This is a genomic window from Aurantimonas endophytica (assembly GCF_014196845.1).
Lineage (GTDB): Bacteria > Pseudomonadota > Alphaproteobacteria > Rhizobiales > Rhizobiaceae > Aurantimonas > Aurantimonas endophytica.
Genome location: NZ_JACIEM010000002.1, coordinates 503,454 through 523,856 on the forward strand (window position 1 = coordinate 503,454; position 20,403 = coordinate 523,856).

Annotated in this window: 17 protein-coding genes; 6 read left to right on the forward strand and 11 right to left on the reverse strand. The window is 67.9% G+C overall.

All coding sequences use genetic code 11. The features are described 5' to 3' along the window. Positions 1-80 precede the first annotated feature (80 nt). The 3 genes from GGR03_RS10020 (at position 81) to GGR03_RS10030 (ending at position 5,825) form a co-directional block, all read left to right on the forward strand. Complete coding sequence (locus GGR03_RS10020; RefSeq protein WP_183207535.1) at positions 81-2,351, forward strand: acyl-CoA dehydrogenase; 2,271 nt, start codon at positions 81-83, stop codon at positions 2,349-2,351. Further along, the gene (locus GGR03_RS10025; protein WP_183207537.1) at positions 2,351-3,634 is read left to right on the forward strand and encodes an acetyl-CoA C-acetyltransferase; all 1,284 of its coding nucleotides are present in this window, start codon (positions 2,351-2,353) and stop codon (positions 3,632-3,634) included. The genes GGR03_RS10020 and GGR03_RS10025 overlap by 1 nt, the downstream gene beginning before the upstream one ends. 91 nt (positions 3,635-3,725) lie before the next feature. Further along, positions 3,726-5,825, forward strand: coding sequence for a 3-hydroxyacyl-CoA dehydrogenase NAD-binding domain-containing protein (locus GGR03_RS10030; protein ID WP_183207539.1), 2,100 nt, complete (start codon positions 3,726-3,728; stop codon positions 5,823-5,825). A gap of 25 nt (positions 5,826-5,850) precedes the next feature. Here GGR03_RS10030 and GGR03_RS10035 read toward each other — a convergent pair whose 3' ends face one another. Continuing rightward, complete coding sequence (locus GGR03_RS10035; protein WP_183207541.1) at positions 5,851-6,690, reverse strand: fumarylacetoacetate hydrolase family protein; 840 nt, start codon at positions 6,688-6,690, stop codon at positions 5,851-5,853. 148 nt (positions 6,691-6,838) lie between these two features. Here GGR03_RS10035 and GGR03_RS10040 point away from each other — a divergent pair, with 148 nt between their 5' ends. Beyond that, positions 6,839-8,647 (forward strand): acyl-CoA dehydrogenase family protein, encoded by a 1,809-nt coding sequence (locus GGR03_RS10040; RefSeq protein WP_183207543.1) that lies wholly within the window; start codon positions 6,839-6,841, stop codon positions 8,645-8,647. Continuing rightward, positions 8,644-9,381 carry a crotonase/enoyl-CoA hydratase family protein gene (locus GGR03_RS10045; RefSeq protein WP_183207545.1) on the forward strand — a complete coding sequence of 246 codons (738 nt, stop codon included), beginning with the start codon at positions 8,644-8,646 and terminating at the stop codon, positions 9,379-9,381. The genes GGR03_RS10040 and GGR03_RS10045 overlap by 4 nt, the downstream gene beginning before the upstream one ends. 544 nt (positions 9,382-9,925) lie before the next feature. Here GGR03_RS10045 and GGR03_RS10050 read toward each other — a convergent pair. The 7 genes from GGR03_RS10050 to aroC form a co-directional block, all read right to left on the reverse strand. After that, positions 9,926-10,618: a VTT domain-containing protein gene (locus GGR03_RS10050; RefSeq protein WP_183207547.1), complete on the reverse strand. Its 693-nt coding sequence runs from the start codon at positions 10,616-10,618 to the stop codon at positions 9,926-9,928. A gap of 99 nt (positions 10,619-10,717) precedes the next feature. After that, positions 10,718-11,938, reverse strand: a complete 1,221-nt coding sequence (locus GGR03_RS10055; RefSeq protein WP_183207549.1) for a class I SAM-dependent RNA methyltransferase — start codon at positions 11,936-11,938, stop codon at positions 10,718-10,720. Further along, positions 11,935-12,699: a TlyA family RNA methyltransferase gene (locus GGR03_RS10060; RefSeq protein WP_183207551.1), complete on the reverse strand. Its 765-nt coding sequence runs from the start codon at positions 12,697-12,699 to the stop codon at positions 11,935-11,937. The genes GGR03_RS10055 and GGR03_RS10060 overlap by 4 nt, the downstream gene beginning before the upstream one ends. A gap of 60 nt (positions 12,700-12,759) precedes the next feature. Continuing rightward, positions 12,760-14,676 carry a 1-deoxy-D-xylulose-5-phosphate synthase gene (gene dxs / locus GGR03_RS10065; protein WP_183207553.1) on the reverse strand — a complete coding sequence of 639 codons (1,917 nt, stop codon included), beginning with the start codon at positions 14,674-14,676 and terminating at the stop codon, positions 12,760-12,762. A gap of 252 nt (positions 14,677-14,928) precedes the next feature. Next, the gene (locus tag GGR03_RS10070) at positions 14,929-15,201 is read right to left on the reverse strand and encodes an exodeoxyribonuclease VII small subunit (protein ID WP_183207555.1); all 273 of its coding nucleotides are present in this window, start codon (positions 15,199-15,201) and stop codon (positions 14,929-14,931) included. A 55-nt stretch (positions 15,202-15,256) separates the two neighbouring features. Continuing rightward, positions 15,257-16,183, reverse strand: coding sequence for a histone deacetylase family protein (locus GGR03_RS10075; protein WP_183207557.1), 927 nt, complete (start codon positions 16,181-16,183; stop codon positions 15,257-15,259). Between the two features lie 155 nt (positions 16,184-16,338). Next, entirely contained in the window at positions 16,339-17,433 is a 1,095-nt protein-coding gene (gene aroC / locus GGR03_RS10080; RefSeq protein ID WP_183207559.1) for a chorismate synthase, read from the reverse strand. A gap of 213 nt (positions 17,434-17,646) precedes the next feature. On the opposite strand from aroC, the gene GGR03_RS10085 reads away from it, so the two are divergent. After that, a complete protein-coding gene (locus tag GGR03_RS10085) occupies positions 17,647-17,895 on the forward strand; it encodes a DUF1344 domain-containing protein (RefSeq protein ID WP_183207561.1) in 249 nt (82 codons plus the stop codon). 15 nt (positions 17,896-17,910) lie between these two features. Here GGR03_RS10085 and GGR03_RS10090 read toward each other — a convergent pair whose 3' ends face one another. The 3 genes from GGR03_RS10090 to GGR03_RS10100 all read right to left on the reverse strand — a co-directional run bounded on the left by GGR03_RS10090 (position 17,911) and on the right by GGR03_RS10100 (position 20,401). After that, positions 17,911-18,504 carry a histidine phosphatase family protein gene (locus tag GGR03_RS10090; protein WP_183207563.1) on the reverse strand — a complete coding sequence of 198 codons (594 nt, stop codon included), beginning with the start codon at positions 18,502-18,504 and terminating at the stop codon, positions 17,911-17,913. 22 nt (positions 18,505-18,526) lie between these two features. After that, entirely contained in the window at positions 18,527-19,351 is an 825-nt protein-coding gene (fabI, locus tag GGR03_RS10095; RefSeq protein WP_183207565.1) for an enoyl-ACP reductase FabI, read from the reverse strand. Between the two features lie 99 nt (positions 19,352-19,450). After that, positions 19,451-20,401, reverse strand: coding sequence for a DnaJ C-terminal domain-containing protein (locus GGR03_RS10100; RefSeq protein WP_183207566.1), 951 nt, complete (start codon positions 20,399-20,401; stop codon positions 19,451-19,453). Positions 20,402-20,403: the final 2 nt, after the last annotated feature.

Genomic DNA, 20,403 nt, shown 5'->3' on the forward strand with positions numbered 1-20,403 from the left:
GAGATGCGTTACAAGGGTGGGAAACCGCCTGCGGAGCCATACATCGTCATGGAGCAGGCCGCGAACGGGAGAGCGAAGTCATGTCATTCCGCCGGGAGAAGCTGACGCAGCCGATCTACCGCTGGGCCAAGCGGGCGATGCCGCCGATCTCCGACACCGAGCAGAAGGCGATCGACGCCGGCACGGTCTGGTGGGACGGCGAGCTGTTCACCGGCAACCCCGACTGGGCCAAGCTCCTCGCCATGCCGCCGGCGCGGCTGTCGCCGGACGAGCAGGCCTTCATGGACGGGCCGGTCAACGAGCTCTGCGCGATGATCGACGAGTGGAAGATGGTCTGGGAGGACCGCGACCTTCCGCCGGAAGTCTGGACCTTCCTGAGAGAGAAGAAGTTCTTCGGGATGGTGATCCCCAAGGAATATGGCGGGCTCGGCTTCTCCAACACCGCCCATTCCGAGGTGGTGCGCAAGGTTTCCTCCTGCTCGGTCGTGGCGGGCGTGACGGTCATGGTGCCGAACTCGCTCGGACCCGGCGAACTCATGCTGCATTTCGGCACGCAGGCGCAGCGCGACCATTGGCTGCCGCGCCTCGCCGACGGCCGCGAGATCCCCTGTTTCGGCCTGACGTCCGCGGAAGCCGGCTCCGACGCCGCGGCGATGACCGACAGCGGCATCGTCGAATATGGCGAGCACGAGGGCGAACGCGTCCTCGGCATCCGGCTGAACTTCAGCAAGCGCTACATCACGCTCGGCCCCGTCGCGACGGTGATGGGCCTCGCCTTCAAGATGTTCGATCCGGAAAACCATCTCGGCAAGGGTACGGAACTCGGCATCACCGTGGCACTGCTGCCGACGGCGACGCCCGGCGTCAGCCATGGCGACCGTCACATCCCGCAGTTCACCTTCTTCCAGAACGGCCCGCTCTACGGGAAGGACGTGTTCATCCCGCTGGACTGGGTTCTCGGCGGTCCGGATCGGGTCGGCGAAGGCTGGACGATGCTGATGACGGCGCTCGCCGCCGGTCGCGGCATCTCGCTGCCGTCGCAGTCGGCCGCCTCCGCGGCCATCTGCGCCCGCACCACCGGCGCCTATGCGCGGGTGCGCACCCAGTTCAACGTGCCGATCGGCATGTTCGAGGGCATCCAGCAGCCGCTCGCCGACATCGCCGCGAATGCCTACCAGATCGACGCGGCGCGGCGGCTGACCGTCGCGGCCCTCGACGAGGGGCATCGCCCCTCGGTGATCTCGGCGATCATGAAGGCGCACGCCACGTACCGGATGCGCGAGTCGATCGAGCGGTCGATGGACATCCATGGCGGCAAGGCGATCATCGACGGCCCGAACAACTATCTCGGCCAGCAGTACAAGTCGGTGCCCATCGGCATCACCGTCGAGGGCGCCAACATCCTCACCCGAAACCTCATGATCTTCGGCCAGGGTGCGATCCGTGCGCACCCCTACATGCTGAAGGAACTGCTGGCGCTTTCCGACAAGGACGAGGCGCGCGGGCTCAAGGACTTCGATACGCATTTCTGGGCCCATGTCGGACACGCGTTGAAGAATGCCGGCCGCACCTTCGTGCGCGGCTGGACCGGGGGCCTTGCCGCCCCGGCGCCGAAGGGTGCTGCCTTCACCAGCCACTGGCGCCAGCTGTCACGCTATTCATCGGCCTTCGCCCTCATCGCCGACCTTTCGCTGCTGACGCTCGGCGGGGCGCTGAAGCGCAAGGAGATGATCTCGGCGCGCCTCGGCGACATCCTGTCCGAACTCTACCTCCTCGGCGCGACCCTGAAGCGCTTCGAGGTCGAGGGCCGGCCGGAGGCCGACAAGCCGCTGGTCGAGTTCATCATGCAGAAGGGCTACAACCGCATGGGGCTCGCCTTCAACGGCGTTCTCGACAATCTGCCCTCGCGCTGGGCCGCCGTGCTGACGCGGGCGCTCGCCTTCCCGCTCGGCGTTCCCTACCAGGAGCCGGCGGACGAGCTGACCAGCGAGGTTGCGGCGATCCTCATGCGTCCGTCGTCGCAACGCGATCGGCTGACGCCTGACATCTATCTCGGCGAAGGCCGCGCCGAGCACCCGGTCAAGGATCTGGAACTCGCCTTCGAGCTCGTTTCCGCCGTGGCGCCGATCGAGAAACGGATGCGCGAGGCCAAGCAGCGCGATCCGGTTCGGGCGCGCGACGAGGGGCTGATCACCGAGGCCGAATTCACGCAGCTGGCTGAGGCCAAGGCGGCGGTCGACAAGGTCGTCGCCGTCGATTCCTTCCCGATGCACGACGTGTCGCCCATCGCCGGCCAGCATGATCGCCGGAAGGGCGATGCTTCCGGCGAGCGGCGCGAGGCGGCCGAATAATGGCCCGCGCGGTCTATCTCGTCGACGGCGCCCGTACGCCCTTTATCAAGGCGCGCGGCCGGCCGGGACCGTTCACCCCGGTCGACCTCGCGGTACAGTGCGGCCGCCCGCTGCTGATGCGTCAGGCCTTCGAGCCGCAGGCGATCGATCTCGTCATCCTCGGCTGCGTCAACGTCGTCGCCGACGAGATGAACCCGGCGCGGGTCGCCGGCCTGCGGCTTGGCCTGCCGGACGAGACGCCGGCCTTCACCGTGCAGATCAATTGCGGCTCGGGCATGCAGTCGATCGACACCGCCTTCCGCTACATCGAGGGCGGTACCGCCGACATCGTGCTCGCCGGCGGCACCGATGCGCTGAGCCATTCGCCGCTGGTGCTGCGGCGCGGCGCCGTCGACTGGTTCGCGGAGCTGAACGGGGCCCGTTCGACCGGCGACCGGCTAAAGGCCTTCGCCGGGCTGAAGCCGGACTTCCTCAAGCCGCTGATCGGTCTCGAACGCGGCCTGACCGACCCCATCACCAATCTGAACATGGGTCAGACCGCCGAGCTGCTGGCGCATTATTTCGCCATCTCCCGGCAGGAAGCCGACGAATACGCCGCCGAGAGTCACAACCGGCTCGACCGCGCGACCAACGAGGGCTGGCTGAAGGACGAGATGCTGCCGGCCTTCGGGCGCGACGGCGATGTCCACGAGCGCGACGACGGCGTCCGACCCGGTTCGAGCGCCGCGGGCCTCGCCAAGCTGAAGCCGGTCTTCGAGAAGCCCTACGGCAAGGTGACGGCGGGCAATTCCTCGCAGATCACCGACGGGGCCTCCTGGGTGGTGCTGGCCTCAGAGGAAGCGGTGGCTAAGCATGGCATGAAGCCGCTGGCGCGCATCGTCGATTCCGAATGGGGCGCGCTCGATCCCTCGATCATGGGCCTCGGCCCGGTCGTCGCCTCCGCGCCGATCCTGAAGCGCCAGAACATGGGCGTCTCCGACGTCGATCTCTGGGAGCTGAACGAGGCTTTCGCCGCACAGGTCCTCGCCTGCCTCCGGGCCTTCGAGACGGAGAAGATCGCCAACGACGTGCTCGGCCTCGACGGGCGCGGCGGCGCCATCGATCGCGCCCGGCTGAATGTCGATGGCGGGGCGATCTCGCTCGGCCATCCGGTCGGCACCAGCGGCACCCGCATCACGCTCCATCTCGCCAATGCGATGCGCAGGCTGGGCCACAAGCGCGGCATCGCCACCGAATGCATCGGCGGCGGCCAGGGCGGGGCGATGCTGCTGGAGGCGGCATGACGCTCTGACCTCCCGTCCGGCGAGTGATCGCCGGCAGCACACGGACCCGACCCCGGAACCGACAGTTTGACGAGAAGACGAGAACAAGCCCATGAGCCGAATGCTCGCCGCCCTTTCCGACCAGTCGCTCGAACTCGGCCCCGCACGCGCGGCTGAACCAGAGGGAAACTGGCGCTGCGCGACGGATGCGGATCACGTCACCTGGCTCGTCCTCGACCGCCCCGGCAAGTCGGTCAACACGATCGACCGCAGCGTCATCGAGGAACTCGCCGGTCACGTTGAACGGATCGCGGAGCAGCGGCCCCCGGCCTTGGTCATCCGCTCGGCCAAGCCCTCCGGCTTCGCGGCCGGCGCCGACATCCAGCAATTCGCCGGCGCCTCGACCGCCGAAATCAGCGCCATGCTGGAAGAAGCGCATCGGGTTCTCGACAGGCTGTCGCAACTGCCGATGCGGACGATCGCGGTCATCCACGGCCACTGCCTCGGCGCCGGACTGGAACTGGCGCTCGCCTGCGACCGGCGCCTCGCCGTGCCGGAATCCAGCCTCGGATTTCCGGAAGTGATGCTCGGCCTGCATCCGGGGCTCGGCGGGACCTACCGCGCCACCGCGACCGCCGATCCGCTCGAAGCCATGACGATGATGCTGACCGGCAAGCCGGCAACCGCGAAGAAGGCCAAGGCCATCGGCCTCGTCGACGCCGTGGTCGAGGAGCGGCATGTGCGCGCCGCGGTGCAGGCGGCGATCCGCGGCGAGCTCGAGCCGGCCGGCGGCAGCTTCAAGGCCCAGGCCTTCTCGCTCCGCCCGGCGCGTGCCCTGATGGCCAGCCAGATGCGGCGCAAGGCGGCCGACAAGGCGCCGAAGGCGCATTATCCGGCGCCCTATCGCCTGATCGATCTCTGGGAAGAGCACGGCGGCAACGCCAAGGCGATGCAGGCCGCCGAGATCAGGAGCTTCGCCGAGCTGATCGAGACCGAAACGGCGCAGAACCTCGTCCGCGTGTTCTTCCTGCGCGAGGCGATGAAGGGCCTGAAACAGGGCTCGTCCGCGATCAGCCGCGTCCACGTGGTCGGCGCTGGCGCGATGGGCGGCGACATCGCCGCATGGGCAGCGCGCGAAGGCTTCCACGTCACCCTGGGCGATGTCGCCAACGAGCCGATCGGCCGCGCCATGAAGGCCGCGACGAAGATGCTGACAGCGACCCTGAAGGACCCGCTGAAGATCCGCGACGCGCTCGATCGGCTGACACCGGACCCGCGCGGCCTCGGCATCCGCCATGCCGATCTCGTCATCGAGGCCGCGCCGGAACGCCTCGAGCTGAAGCGCGGCATCTTCGCCGCCATCGAGCCGCAGCTGAAAACGGGCGCGCTGCTGGCGACCAACACCTCGGCGCTGCCGTTGGAGGATCTGGCCGAGGGTCTCGCCGATCCGTCGCGCCTCGTCGGGCTGCATTTCTTCAACCCGGTCTCGCGCATGCAACTCGTCGAGATCGTCCGGCACGACCGGATCAGCGCCGAGACCCTGCGCCGGGCGACGGCCTTCGCGGTGGAACTCTCGCGCCTGCCCGCGCCCGTCGGCTCGGCCCCCGGCTTCCTCGTCAACCGGGCGCTGACGCCGTACATGGCCGAGGCGCTGATCATGGTCGATGAGGGCATCCCGAAAGAGCGCATCGACCGCGTCGCCGAGGATTTCGGCATGCCGATGGGGCCCGTGGAACTCGCCGACCAGGTCGGGCTCGACATCGCGCTCGAGGTTTCCGCGTCGCTGCGCCAGCGCCTCGCCGTGCCGTTCCCGGACAGTCCGGCTTGGCTGGAGAAGCTGGTCGCGGAGAAGAAGCTTGGTCGCAAGACGGGGAGCGGGCTTTACGACTACGATGCCGACGGCAAGCCGAAGAAGCAGCGGGTGGAAGCGTCACCGCAGGACGCCACGAGCGATGCGGACCTGCTCGACCGGCTGATCCTGCCGATGCTGAACGCCGTCGTCGCATGCCTCAGGGAAGGCGTCGTGGAGCGCGAGGACATTGCCGACGGCGCGATGATCTTCGGCACCGGCTTCGCGCCGTTCCGCGGCGGGCCGATCCACTACGCGCGTCATCGCGGAACAGACGAGATCACGGCGAAGTTGCGGATGCTGGCCGAAAAGCACGGCCCGCGCTTTACCCCGGACGCCGGCTGGGACCGCCTGAAGGGCTGACCCGGTCGGGCCGGGGAGTGACGCTTCAGAGCGTCGTGCAGACATAGTCCTGCGTGCCGAGCCCGGTGCCGCCCAGCGTGACCCGGTCGCCCGGCCGCAGGAAGCGCGGCGGATCGTAGGAGAGGCCGACACCGCCGGGTGTCCCGGTCATGATCACGTCGCCGGGCTCCAGCCGCATGAAGCGCGAGATATAGGAGATGAGATAGGGCACCTTGAAGATCATCTGCCTCGTATGGCCGGTCTGCTGGCGCTCGCCGTTGACGTCCAGCCAGAGCTCGATGTCGTCGTGGTTGATGGCCGAGGGCGGGACGAGCCACGGCCCGAGCGGCGCGAAGGTGTCGTGCGACTTGCCTTTCGTCCACTGGCCGCCGCGCTGCAGCTGGAAGCTCCGCTCGGTGAGGTCGTTGGCCAGCGTGAAGCCGGCGACATGGCGGAGCGCTTCCTCGACCCGGACGTATTTCGCCACCCGGCCGATAACCACGGCGAGCTCGACTCCCCAGTCGACGCGGTTCGCCATGCGGGGGATCTCGATCGGGTCGTTCGGGCCGGAAGCCGCGGTGGCAGCTTTCAGGAACAACGTCGGCTCGGGATTGATCTTGAACCCAGCGAGCTCGGCGCTGTCGTTGTAGTTCGGACCGATGCCGACGATCTTGCCGATCCGCCGCACCGGCATGCACAGGCGCACGTTTTCGGCAACGAGGGGAAGCGCGGACGGATCGAGACGGGCCAGTACCGCCAGCTGTTCGGGATCGAGCGAACTGCCTTCGAAGGAGGTCAGGTGATGGCTCAGATCGCGGATGCGGCCGTCACTGTCGATGCATCCGGGACGCTCGACGCCCCGGTCCCCGAACCGCACAAACCGCATGAATGCTACTCCCTGTCCCTGCCACGCAAATGGCGCCGGAGGTCGTTCGGTTCCTTGCGATAGATTGACGATTACGTAAGATGTCTACCGATCGAAGCTGGCCGAGTCAGGCGCTGGCGCGCACGATAAATCTTGGGAGGATTCGCCAATGTACAAGGCCCCGATCACCGATATCGCCTTCGCGCTGGAGAAGGTCGCCGGCCTCGGCCCTGCCATGGAACAGGGGCTGCTGGGCGAACTGACGCCGGACCTGCTGCACGCCGTTCTGGAGGAGGCGGGCCGCTTTGCCGGCGAGCGCGTCGCGCCGCTGGCCATGACTGGCGACCGGGAGGGTGCCGCGGTCCTGGACGGCGTCGTCACCACGCCGAAAGGCTGGCGCGAACTCTACGCCGACTGGAGCGCCAGCGGCTGGAATGCGCTGACCGGATCGGAGGTATTCGGCGGCCAGGGCCTGCCCACGGCGCTCTCCGCTGCCGTCTTCGAAATGTGGAACTCCGCCTCGATGGGCTTTGCGATCGGCCCGACGCTCACCGTCGGCGCGGTCGAAGCGCTCGAAGCCCACGGTTCGCCGGAACTGCAGGACCGCTATCTGCCCAAACTCGTCTCCGGCGAGTGGATGGGGACGATGAACCTCACCGAGCCGCAGGCCGGCTCCGACCTGTCGGCGCTGAAGGCTCGGGCGGAGCGGGCCGCGGACGGCACCTACCGGATCTTCGGCACCAAGATCTACATCACCTATGGCGAGCAGGATTTCACCGACAACATCGTGCATCTGGTGCTGGCACGCCTGCCGGATGCGCCGGCCGGCGTAAAGGGCATCTCGCTCTTCCTGGTGCCGAAGTTCCTGCCCGAGGCGGACGGCTCCCTCGGCCGGCGCAACGACGTGTTCTGCTCCGCGCTGGAGCACAAGCTCGGCATCCACGGCTCGCCGACCTGCACGATGATCTACGGTGACGGCTTCGTCGCGGGCGAGGAGGCCGGCGCAGTCGGCTGGCTGATCGGCGAGGAAAATCGCGGCCTCGCCTGCATGTTCACGATGATGAACAATGCCCGCCTGCTCGTCGGCATCCAGGGCGTCGGCGTTGCCGAGGCGGCGTTCCAGCAGGCGCTGTCCTATGCCGGCGAGCGCCGGCAGGGCCGCGCCACCCGCCTCGTTCCGGATGCCGGGACGCCCGGGCAGATGAGCCCGATCGTCGAGCATCCCGATGTCGCGCGCATGCTTTTGACGATGAAGGCGCTGACCGGTGCGGCGCGCGCCATATGCTATGCCTGCGGCCACGCCACCGACATGGCCCGGGCGCTCGGCGACGACCCCACCGCGGCAAAGGCCTGGAAGGAGCGGGCCAATCTCCTGACGCCCGTCGCCAAGGCCTTCTCCACCGACATCGGCGTCGAGGTAGCTTCGCTAGGCATCCAGGTGCATGGCGGCATGGGCTATGTCGAGGAGACCGGCGCCGCGCGGCTTCTGCGCGATGCGCGGATCGCGCCGATCTACGAGGGCACCAACGGCATCCAGGCGATCGACCTCGTCATGCGCAAGCTTGGCCAGTCGGGCGGTGCCGCGATCGAGGCCTATCTGGCCGAACTGACGCAGACGGCCGATGCCGTCGCGGCCCGGAACGAGCCGGATTTCGGCGCCACCGGCGCAGCCCTGGCGGCATCGCTGGGGGATATTCGCGAGGCGGCGGCCTTCATGACCCGCTGCGTGGCGGAAGGCGACACCGATATGGCGCTTGCCGGTGCAACCTCCTTTCTTCGCCTGTTCGGCCTTGTCGCTGGCGGCGTCTACCTCGCCAAGGGCGCGCTCGCTGAACCGATGCAACCGGAACGCGTGGCGCTGGCACGTTTCATGGCGGAAAACCTACTGACGGAAACTGCAGGGCTCGCCCGCCGGGTGGTCGCGGGCGCCGCCAGCCTGAACGCGGCGCGGTCCCTTCTCGAAATGGATGCACGATGAGCGATCTGATCGAAACCGGCGTCGAGGCCGGCGTCCTCACCGTCCGGATGAACCGGCCCGACAAGAAGAACGCCATCACGCAGGCCATGTACCGGACGATGGCCGACGCGATCACCGGTGCGGGCCAGGACGATGCGATCGCCGCGGTGCTGATCTGCGGCGCGCCCGGCACCTTTACCGCCGGCAACGACATCAAGGACTTCATGTCGGTCGCCATGAGCGGGACGCCGCCACGCGACGCCTACGATTTCCTCATCGCGATCGCGACGTCGCAGAAGCCGCTGGTGGCTGCCGTCGACGGCATCGCCATCGGCATCGGCACGACCATCCTGATGCACTGCGATCTCGCCTACGCCTCGCCCGCCTCGATCTTCCGCACACCCTTCCTCGACCTCGGCGTCACGCCGGAGGCTGGTTCCAGCCTGATCGCCCCGAGGATCATGGGCGATCAGCGCGCCTTCGCGCTCCTGGCGCTGGGGGATACCTTCGATGCCGAGGCGGCCCGGCAGGCCGGCCTGGTCTACGCGGTGGTCGAGGACGCCGAGGCGGCCGCTTTGGACGCAGCCCGACGGCTGGCGAAGAAGCCGCCGGAGGCGCTGCGTATCGCCCGCGAACTGCTGCGCGGCGACCAGGCGGAAATCGTGAAACGCATAGACCGCGAGATCGGCCATTTCACCGAGCGCCTGTCGTCAAAGGAGGCCAAGGCCGCCTTCATGGCGTTCATGTCCCGGTAGGGACGGTCAGGCGCTGGTCGGATTCCGCCTCCGGCCGGGGATTGGCCGCTGCCTCCCTCACGGCGTCATCTCCGGGCTTGACCCGGGGACCCGTTCCAAACCGTCCGAGCTCTCGATTGCCCTGGGAACACGCGTCACCTCCGCTGCCGCCATTCAACGTTCCCTGGATCCTCGGGACGGGCCCGAGGATGACGACCCTCGATGAGCGCAGGCACATACTTGCCGAGTTGATGGATAGGCGCGTCATCGCGGCGATGTACCCAGGCTTATCGGTGTCGCCGGCAACCCGTCCGTGGGGCGCTGGCTAATGCCGTCATCTGGCAAACCGGACTGCCCCGCCGCCGTCGGCGACTCGTCAGATCATCCACGGGCGTCATCCTCGGGCCCCGTCCCGAGGATCCAGTTTGAGGGCCCTCAGGCCGAGGCCGGGATCGATTCCCTGCCGCGCGGCGGGAGCTTCTGCGCCGAGGCATGAGTCACGGGGACAAACCCGGGGATGACGCCGTGAAGGTGGTTACCGCCACCTCGCCGATGCGGCTGGTCTTCATCCACGCTTTCGACTGTCTTCCTCGATACTGCCGGTCGTCGCCCCGCGGGTGCTCTTCCCCCCGGCTACGTCGCTCTTCGTGTCGTCAACGGTCTCCGGCTCCTCCTCCGCCTCGGCGCGAAACAGGAAGCGGTAGGTGCCGACACAGCCGATAAGGCAGATGCCGGCCGCGATGACGATGATCGGCCAGGTGCCGTGCTCGGCGAAGAACACCCGGAATGCCGCCCCGAATATGTAGGCGCCGAGCCCGTAGGCGCCGGCCCAGAGCGCCGCGCTGATCGTGTTCAGGACGAGGAATTTCGGCCAGCTCATGTGCATCGTGCCGGCGACGAAGCCGTTCAGCTGGCGCAGGATGATGATGAAGCGGGCGACCAGTACCACCCAGAGGCCGTAATCCTCGAAGCGCTTCTCGACCATGGCGAAGCGGCGCTCGCCGAGGCCGACCTTCTCGCCCCAGCGCACCACCATGCCCCGGCCGTAGCGGCGGCCGAGCAGATAACCGAGATTGTCGCCAACCACCGCCCCGACCATCGCGGTGAGGAACACCGCGGTCAGGCTGAGCGAGCCTTCGCCGGCCAGCATCCCTGCGGCCATGACCAGGCTTTCGCCCGGCAGCGGCAGCCCGGTCGACTCAAGGAGAACGACGACGAACAGGAACGCGTAGCCGTAGTGGGTCAGGTACTCGGTCACTGTGTCGGTTCAGTTGGTTGCGGGGGTTGGCGCGCCCGATCGGCAGGCATCTCGGCTCGCACGAACGGCCGGCAACGGCAAGCCCGTCTCGCTGAGTGCTCAGCGCTCCAGCAGTGCGACGACTTCCACGTGGTGCGACCAGAGGAACTGGTCCACCGGCGTCACCGAAGTGACCCGATAGCCGCCGTCGATCAGGATGCGCAGGTCGCGTGCCAGCGTCACCGGGTTGCAGGAAACCGCCGCGACCCGGCGCACGGTCGAAGCGGCCAGTTCCTGCGCCACGGCCTCGGCGCCGGCCCGCGGCGGGTCGAACACCACGCCGTCGTAGCGCTTGAGTTCCTTGGCCTGGATGGGCCGGCGGTAGAGATCGCGCTTTTCCGTCGTCACCGCCTTCAGCCCGGCGGCGCGGCGCCATCCCGTGTCCAGCGCCGCGAGCGCCGTAGGGTCGGCTTCCACGGCGTGGACCCCGGCCTGTCGGGCGAGCCGCAGCGAGAACGTGCCGCAACCGGCGAAGAGATCGGCGACCCGGCGGGCACCGGCGAGATGGTCACAAACCAGCGTCGCCATCGCCGCCTCGGCCGACGCCACGGCCTGGGTGAAGGTGCCGGCCGGCAGTTCCACCGAGACGCCGTCGAAGGCGAGTGTCGGCGGCCGCGTCATGATCACCGTCTCGCCGCCGACCGTGAGGCGAGCGAAATCCTCCGCCAAGGCCAGCCTTACAGCGTTGCGGCGCAGCGATTCCGAGAGGTTGGCCGCGTCGGCAACGACGACGTCGAGCCCGGTCGCCGTCGCCGTGACGGTGATCCGCAGCGGCCGCTTGCGGTCGACGAGGAGGCTTGCCAGGCGCCGCAGCGCCGGCAGCGCGCGCTCTATCGCCGGCAGCGCGATGACGCAGACGGTGATCGGCACGATGCGGTTCGATTCCGCGGCGTTGAAGCCGAGCACGACGCCGCCATCCACCCGCGCCGCCGAGAGAACGACGCGCCGGCGCGATGCAGGCGGGCAGGGCACGAGCTCCGCCACTTCGGTCTCGATCCCCTCGCGGGCGAGCGCCTTGAGGACCAGGTCGCGCTTGAACAAATGATAGAGTTCGTCGTCGGCGTGCTGCATGTCGCAGCCGCCGCAATCGCCGAAATGCGGGCAGGGCGGCAGCTGCCGATGCGCCGAGGCCTCGACGATCGTCGTGGTCCTGAACGGCGTGCCCGGACGCTCGATCGCCACGGTCTCGCCGGGCAGCGTGAACGGCACGTAGATCGGCCCCCCGGTGGTTTCGGCGACGCCGTCGCCCCTGGCGCCGAGATGGTCGATGGTCAGGTTCACTGCTTGACCCCGGCCAGCAGGAACTCGTGATTGCCGTCCCCGCCGGCGATCGGCGAGGGGATCAGGTCGATCGACCGCCAGCCCGTCTGCTCGTCGAGCCAGGCGCGCAGCGCCTCGGCGACGGCCGGGGCGCTATCGGGATCGCGCAGCAGGCCGTTCTTGGCGATCGCCTCGCGGCCGGCCTCGAATTGCGGCTTCACCAGGAAGACGGCGTTCGTCCCCGGCTCGGCTAGTTCCAGCGCCGGGGGCAAAGCGAGGCGCAGCGTGATGAAGCTGACATCCGCGACGAGGAGGTCGAATTGTCGGCCGCCAATGTCCTCGCGCTCCAGGTCGCGGGCATTGAGCCCCTCGATCACCGTGACGCGCTCGTCGGCTCGGATCCGTGGATGCAGTTGCCCGTGCCCAACGTCGATCGCGACGACATGCGCCGCGCCGCGGCGCAGCAGCGCCTCGGTGAAGCCGCCGGTCGAGGCGCCGAGATCGACGGCCGTCCGCCCCGCGACGTCGATGCCGAACTTGTCGAGGGCAAATTCCAGCTTCAACCCGGCGCGCGACACGTAGTCGGCGGCCGGATCGTCCAGGGTGATGACGCTGTCCGGCGGAACGTTCAGGCTCGGCTTGGTGACGGTCAGGCCGTCGACCTTCACGTGCCCACGCCGGATCGCGTCGCGGGCCCTTGCACGACTCGCCGCTAGGCCTCGTTCGCTGACGAGGCTGTCCAGTCGCACGCGCGACAAATGCTGCTCTTCGGTGGCTGCCATCGTGAGGTCATGCGGGCAGGCGAGGCAAATGGCAAGCGGCGATAACGGGGCAGGGCCTTCTCAGGCCTGCATCACCCGGCTCGCTTCCGTCCCCAAGGCGCGGAAAACCGCATCGACGATGCCCTGCTTGTCGAGCCCGGCGAGCTTGATCATCGCTTCCGGGGAAGCGTGGTCGACGAAGCGGTCCGGCATCACCAGGGGGCGCACTTTCAGCCCGCGGTCGAGCAGGCCGCTGGTCGCCAGATGCTGCAGCACCTGCGAGGCGAAGCCGCCGCTGGCGCCTTCCTCGACCAGGATCAGCACTTCGTGATCGCGGGCGAGGCGGCCGATCAGCTCAGTGTCCAGCGGCTTGGCGAAGCGGGCATCGGCAACGGTCGTCGACAGGCCGAAGGATTCCAGCTCCTCGGCCGCAGCGAGACTGTCGGCCAGCCGGCTGCCGAAGGAGAGGATCGCCACCTTGGTGCCCTCGCGCAGGATGCGGCCCTTGCCGATCTCCAGCGCGACGCCCCGGTCCGGCATCTCGACGCCGGTGCCGTTGCCCCGCGGATAGCGGAACGAGATCGGGCCTTCGTCGTAAACGGCCGCGGTGCGGACCATGTGGCGCAGTTCCGCTTCGTCGGCCGCCGCCATGACCACCATGCCCGGCAGCGGCGCGAGGAAGCCGGTGTCGAACGAGCCCGCATGGGTCGGCCCGTCGGCGCCGACGAATCCGGCGCGGTCGATGGCGAAGCGCACCGGCAGCTTCTGGATCGCCACGTCGTGGACGATCTGGTCGTAGGCGCGCTGCAGGAAGGTGGAGTAGATCGCGGCGAAGGGCTTGTAGCCTTCCGAGGCCAGCCCGGCACAGAAGGTGACGGCGTGCTGTTCGGCGATGCCGACGTCGAAGGTGCGGGTCGGGAAGATCGCCTCGAACTTGTCGAGCCCGGTGCCGTTCGGCATCGCGGCGTTCACGGCGACGATCTTGTCGTCTTCCTCGGCTTCCTGGATCAGCGATTCGGCGAAGACGGCGGTGTAGCTCGGGGCATTGCCCTTCGATTTGGCCTGCGTGCCGGTGATGACGTCGAACTTCGACACGCCGTGATACTTGTCGGCCGAGCTCTCGGCGGGCGCGTAGCCCTTGCCCTTCTTGGTGATCACGTGGACGAGGATCGGGCCGGTCTTGGCGTCGCGGACGTTCTTGAGCACCGGCAGGAGGTGGTCGAAATCGTGCCCGTCGATCGGCCCGACATAATAGAAGCCGAGCTCCTCGAACATCGTGCCGCCGGTGAAGAAGGCGCGCGTGTATTCCTCGGTCTTGCGGGCGCCCTCGCGCATGAATTCCGGCAGGCGCTGGGTGATGTGCTTGGCCCGGTCGCGCAGCGTCCGGTAGGTCTTGCCGGAGACGAGCCGGGCGAGATAGGCGCTCATCGCGCCGGTCGGCTGGGCGATCGACATGTCGTTGTCGTTGAGGATGACGATCAGCCGCGCGTCGAGCGCGCCGGCATTGTTCATCGCCTCGTAGGCCATGCCGGCGCTCATCGCGCCGTCGCCGATGACGGCGATCACGTTGTTGCTGCCGCCGGATAGGTCGCGCGCCACCGCCATGCCGAGGCCGGCCGAGATGGAGGTCGAGGAATGGCCGGCACCGAACGGGTCGTATTCGCTCTCGGTGCGCTTGGCGAAGCCCGACAGGCCGCCTTCCTGGCGGACGGTCCGCATGCCCTCGCGCCGCCCGGTCAGCAGCTTGTGCGGATAGGCCTGATGGCCGACGTCCCAGATCAGCCGGTCTTCGGGTGTGTTGAAGACATGATGGATTGCCACCGTCAGCTCGACGACGCCGAGCCCGGCGCCGAGATGGCCGCCGGTCCTCGACACAGCGTCGATCAGGTCCTCGCGCAGCTCGTCGGCCACCTGCCTGAGCTGGCTCTCCTTGAGCCGGCGGAGATCGGCGGGAGAGGCGATCTGATCGAGCAGCGGCGTGTTCAACTCGTGGGACACTGAATCAACCTTTCAGAGGCCATCGGGACGGCAGGAACTCGCTTACATCGGTTCCAGATTGCATGGTTCAAGCCGGACGGTCCACCGAACTGGACACGAAGAGCGTAACGCCGAGGGTTTGGGGAGGGTAGTGGGGAACCTGGCGTCTTCGCCAGGATGAAACGGACGGGACCGCATCGCCTTTCCGTCGCCGGAACCAGAGCCGCGTCGCCGCCGCTCCTCCGCCCGAAGCGTCACACGCCGATGAGCGCCTCAGCCTGGATCGAGCGGTTCGGCGCCCACCGGCTTGCCGGCGCGGTTGAGCTTGATCTTCTCGACCTTGTCCTCGGCAGCGGAGAGCAGCCGGTCGCAATGATTCTTCAGCTTCTCGCCGCGCTCGTAGATGCGGATCGAGCGGTCGAGCGGCACGTCGCCGCGCTCGAGATCCGAGACGATCCTTTCCAGCGATGCCAGAGCTTCCTCGAAGCTCATGCGCTTGATGTCGGAATCGTCGCTCGGCAGCGCGGCTTCAGGTGTATCGGACATCGGCTCTCGTCGTTGGTTGTCGCACGGCGCGGTGGCTGGCCAAGGGCCGGCCCCGTCAGCCGGTCATCAGCCGCTTGACGTGCGCGGCGGTGGAGACGGCTAGGCCCTGCAGGTCGTAGCCGCCTTCGAGCAGGCTCACAAGACGCCCCTGCGCATACTTGTCCGCGATGGCCATCAGTTCGGCCGTCGCCCAGTCGAAGTCGCCCTCGGTCAGCTTCAGGTTGCCCAGCGGGTCGCGGTAGTGGCCGTCGAAGCCGGCCGAGACGATGACGAGGTCCGGCTCGAATTCCCGGAGCGCCGGCAGGATACGGGTCCGGAACGCGTCGCGCAGGATCTCGCCGCCATCGCCGGAAGCGAGCGGTGCATTGACGATGTTGCCGGCGCCGGTTTCGTCCCTGGCGCCCGTGCCCGGATAAAGCGGCATCTGGTGGGTCGAGCAGTAGAGCACGCTCGGATCGGACCAGAAGATTTCCTGCGTGCCGTTGCCGTGGTGGACGTCCCAGTCGACGATGGCGACCCGCTCCAGCCCATGCACGGCCTGCGCATGGCGGGCCGCGATGGCGGCATTGTTGAACAGGCAGAAGCCCATCGCCACCGCCGTCTCCGCATGATGGCCGGGCGGCCGGGCGGCGACGAAGACATTGTCGACCTCCTTCGACACGACGTCGTCCACCGCGGCCACGGCGGCGCCGACCGCGCGGAAGGCGGCGGAAAAACTCTTCGGGCTGACGATCGTGTCGCCATCGACCCGGACCAGGCCGTCCTGCGGAATGGCGGTCGCGACCTTGCGGACATAGGCTTCCGGGTGGCAGCGATAGATCGCCTCGAGCGAGGCTTCCGGCGCCTCCGCGCGATCGAGATGCTGGAAGCACTCCGCCTCCAGCGCCGCCGAGACCGCGCCCATCCGCTCCGGACGTTCGGGATGGCCGGCACCCGTCAGGTGCTCGGCGAAGATCGCGTGGTGATAGAGGCGGGTGGTCATGGTCGGCAGGCGACCGGGCTCGTACGCAGGCTCATCCGGCCGTCCTCCTGTTTTCGCAAAGCCGTCCACTGCCAAGGGCTAGCGCGTTGCGGCGGGCTTATCAATTGTGCCGGTCGTCGGAGGCGAACGGGGTCGCCTCCTCGAGCGTAGATCGATCAGATCCGTCCGGTCTGGCCGCGATGACGCAGATAGTGATCGGCAATCGCGCAGGCCACCATCGCCTCGCCGATCGGCACTGCGCGGATGCCGACGCAGGGGTCGTGCCGACCCTTGGTCATGACGTCGACCTCGGTGCCCGCCGCGTCGATCGAGCGTCGGGGCGTCAGGATCGACGAGGTCGGCTTAACGGCGAAGCGCGCCACAACCGGCTGGCCGGTGGAGATGCCACCGAGAATACCGCCCGCGTGGTTGGACAGGAACTCCGGCTTGCCGTCCGGGCCGATCCTGATCTCGTCGGCATTGTCCTCGCCGCTGAGCCGCGCCGCCTCGAAACCGTCGCCGATCTCGACGCCCTTGACGGCGTTGATCGACATCAGCCCGGCGGCGATGTCGGCGTCGAGCTTGCCGTAGACCGGCGCACCGAGACCCGCCGGCACGCCCTCCGCGACGACCTCGACGATGGCGCCGACCGAGGAGCCGGCCTTGCGCACCGCGTCCAGATGCTCGGCCCAGTGTTCGGCGGTCTCGGCGTCGGGGCAGAAGAACGGGTTGCGGTCGACCTCGCTCCAGTCCCAGCGGCTCCGGTCGATGGCGATCGCGCCGATCTGCACCAGCGCCGCCCGCACCCTCAGGCCCGGCACGATCAGCCGGGCAATGGCGCCGGCTGCGACCCGCGTCGCGGTCTCACGCGCCGACGAGCGACCCCCGCCGCGGTGATCGCGAACCCCGTACTTGATGTCGTAGGTGATGTCGGCGTGGCCGGGGCGGTAGCGCTGCGCGATCTCGGAGTAATCCTTCGACCGTTGATCGACGTTCTGGATCTCCAGCGCGATCGGCGTCCCCGTGGCGACCAGCTCGCCCTCCGCCTCGCCGGGCACGACGCCGGACAGCACCCGCACCTGATCCGGTTCCTGGCGCTGGGTCGTATAGCGCGACTGACCGGGCCGGCGCCGATCGAGGAACGCCTGGATTGCGGCTTCTGAAAAACGGACGCCAGGCGGCGTGCCGTCGACCACGCAGCCGATCGCCGGGCCGTGGCTCTCGCCCCAGGTCGTGACGCGAAAAAGGTGACCGAACGTGTTGTGGGACATGTAACTCCGCCAAGATGGCACGTACTGGCAAGAGGGCGGTGTAGGCGCCTTTAACCAATTCGGTCAAATGCAACGAAACGCAACACATCGTAAAGCTTTCCGCGCCACTTCCGACACAATCCGGTTCGAGTTTGCCGGTGCGCGGGCCACTGGCTCGCAAGGTGCCGCGGCGCAGAGCCAGGGTTCGCGGCGGAGATCGCAGGAGGCAGTTCGATGACCAGGCAGATACTCGCTTTTTTCGCCAGTTCGGTGCTGACGGTCGCGATGCAGATTCCGTCGATGGCTCAGGAGGTCGACGGGACGATCGAGGCAGTCGATCGCGAGCGGGCGGAAATCCGCCTCAGCGACGGCCTCGTCTACATGCTTCCCGACGGCTTCAATTTCGATGGGGTCAAGCCCGGCATGGATGTCGTGTTGATCTATGACGAGCAGCATCCGCTAGGAACGATACGCCTCGTCTGAACCTCACCGAGGAGCCTAGACCCAGGCAACTTCGCCGTCCTGCCAGCGCAGGATCCGGTCCTGCGGCACGCCGAAGCGGGCCGCGGTATCGGGGTCCATCCCGGCATGGCGCCGCAGGAAGCTGCGGGTGATGCCACCATGGGCGGTGATCAGCGTCGGGACGTCCAACTCGTCGAACACCGGGCCGACGCGCTGTTCGAGCATCTCGTAGCTTTCGCCCTGCGGGCCGGGCGGCACGAAATGCCATTTGTCGGCCTTGCGGGCGGCGATCCGCCCGGGGTCGCGCGCTGCGATCTCGGCCAGCGTGGAGCCCTGCCAGTCGCCGAAATGCAGCTCGACCAGCCGGGCGTCGCGGTCGAAATCGTCGGGCTCGAGGCCGAGCTGTCCGCGGATGATCCGCATCGTCTCGACGGTCCGCGACAGCGGGCTGGAGATGAAGCGCAGCGAAGCGGCCTTCTCGCCCAGGACATTGCGCAGGTACAGCCCGTTGCGGGCCGCCTGGTCCCGGCCGCGAGGAGTCAGCGGCACGTCCTCCTGACCCTGCAGGCGTCCCTCCGCATTCCAGGCCGTCAGGCCATGGCGGCACAGATAGAGCAGGGGCAGGCTCATGCCGGCGCCAGCGCGGGCCCGCTTACGGGACGTCCTTGACGACGGAAATATCCGGTGCGTCGACCGCCTTCATGCCGACCGTGTGGTAGCCCGAATCGACATGGTGGATTTCCCCGGTGACGGCAGTCGACATGTCGGAGAGGAGATACAGCGCGGACTGGCCGACCTCGTCGATCGTTACCGTCCGCTTCAGCGGCGCGTTGTACTCGTTCCACTTCAGGATGTAGCGGAAATCGCCAATGCCGGACGCGGCGAGCGTCTTGATCGGGCCCGCCGAGATCGCGTTGACGCGGATCTTCTGCTTGCCGAGATCGACGGCCAGATAGCGCACCGAGGCCTCGAGCGCAGCCTTGGCGACGCCCATGACGTTGTAGTGCGGCATCACCTTCTCGGCGCCGTAATAGGTCAGCGTCAGCATCGAGCCGCCATCGGTCATCAGCTTCTCGGCCCGCTGCGCGACCGCCGTGAAGGAATAGACCGAGATCAGCATGGTCTTGGTGAAATTGCCTTCGGACGTGTCGACATAGCGACCGGTAAGCTCGTCCTTGTCGGAAAAGCCGATGGCGTGCACCAGGAAGTCCAGCTTGCCCCACCGTGCCTCGAGGCCCGCAAACACCGCATCGATGCTGGCGCTGTCTGCGACGTCGCAATGGCCGGCGACGAAGGCGCCGAGTTCGGCGGCGAGCGGCTCGACTCGCTTCTTCAGGGCCTCGCCCTGATAGGTGAGGGCGATCTCGGCGCCCTGCTCGGCAAGCGCCTTGGCGATGCCCCAGGCAATGGAACGGTTGTTCGCCACCCCCATCACGAGGCCGCGCTTGCCGTTCATCAATCCGGTTGAATGAGCCATGGCGCGAATCCCCCGGACCTACTGCAATGGGTGGTTTAGACGGCGGCGGGTATGGCACAGCCCCGCCGGACCATCAAGCGCGGTGGCCGCGTCGGACCGTCAGCCGGCGGCGGGTTCCTGCTCGGCGCGCTGGCGAAACAACGCCTCGAGCTCGGGATCGTGCTTCGGCAACACAACCCGCACCGTGACGAGGAGATCGCCTCGATCGCCCGTTTTCGTCGTCAGGCCCTTGCCCTTCAGGCGGAAAGTCTTGCCCGAACTCGTCCAGGGCGGGATCCTGAGAGACACCCGGCCATTGATGGCCTCCACCTCCACCTTGCCACCGATGACCGCGGTCTGCAGCGGCAGATCCAATTCGTGCACGAGATCGCGCCCGTCGACGCGGAAGCGCGGATGCGGCACGAAGCTGATCGTCACCAGCGCATCGCCCGCCTTGCCCCCAGGCAAGGGCGAAGGCTGGCCCTGGCCCTTCAGGCGGATGGTCTGGCCATCTTCGACCCCGTCGGGCAGGCGGATGGCGAGCCGCTTTCCGGTTGGAAATTCCGCTTCGACCTTGTCGCCCGCGATGATGTCCTCGAGCCTGACCGCCAGCCGCGCGTTGAGGTCCGCACCCTTGGACGCGGCGTTGCGTGCGGCGGTGAACCCCGCGCCTTCCGCGCCGCCCCGCCGTCCGGCACCGCCGGAAAACGCCTGTTCGAAGAAGTCGGAGAAAATGCCCTCCGCGCCGAAATCCTCGGTTCCGCCGGACGAGCGGAATTCAAAGCCGCCGGGCCGAGCGCCGCGCCTGGCGCCGCCGAACGGCGCGCCCGAGAAGCCCTGGAACTTCTGCTTGCCTTCGGCGTCGATCTCGCCGCGATCGAACTGCGCCCGCTTCTCCTTGTCGCCCAGGATCTCGTACGCCTGGTTGGCTTCGTTGAAACGGTTGATGGCACTTGGATCGTTGGCGTTCGCGTCCGGATGATACTGCTTCGCGAGCTTGCGAAAGGCAGTCTTGATCTCCTTCTCGCTCGCCGACTTGGCGACGCCGAGGACGGCGTAGGGATCGCGCATCT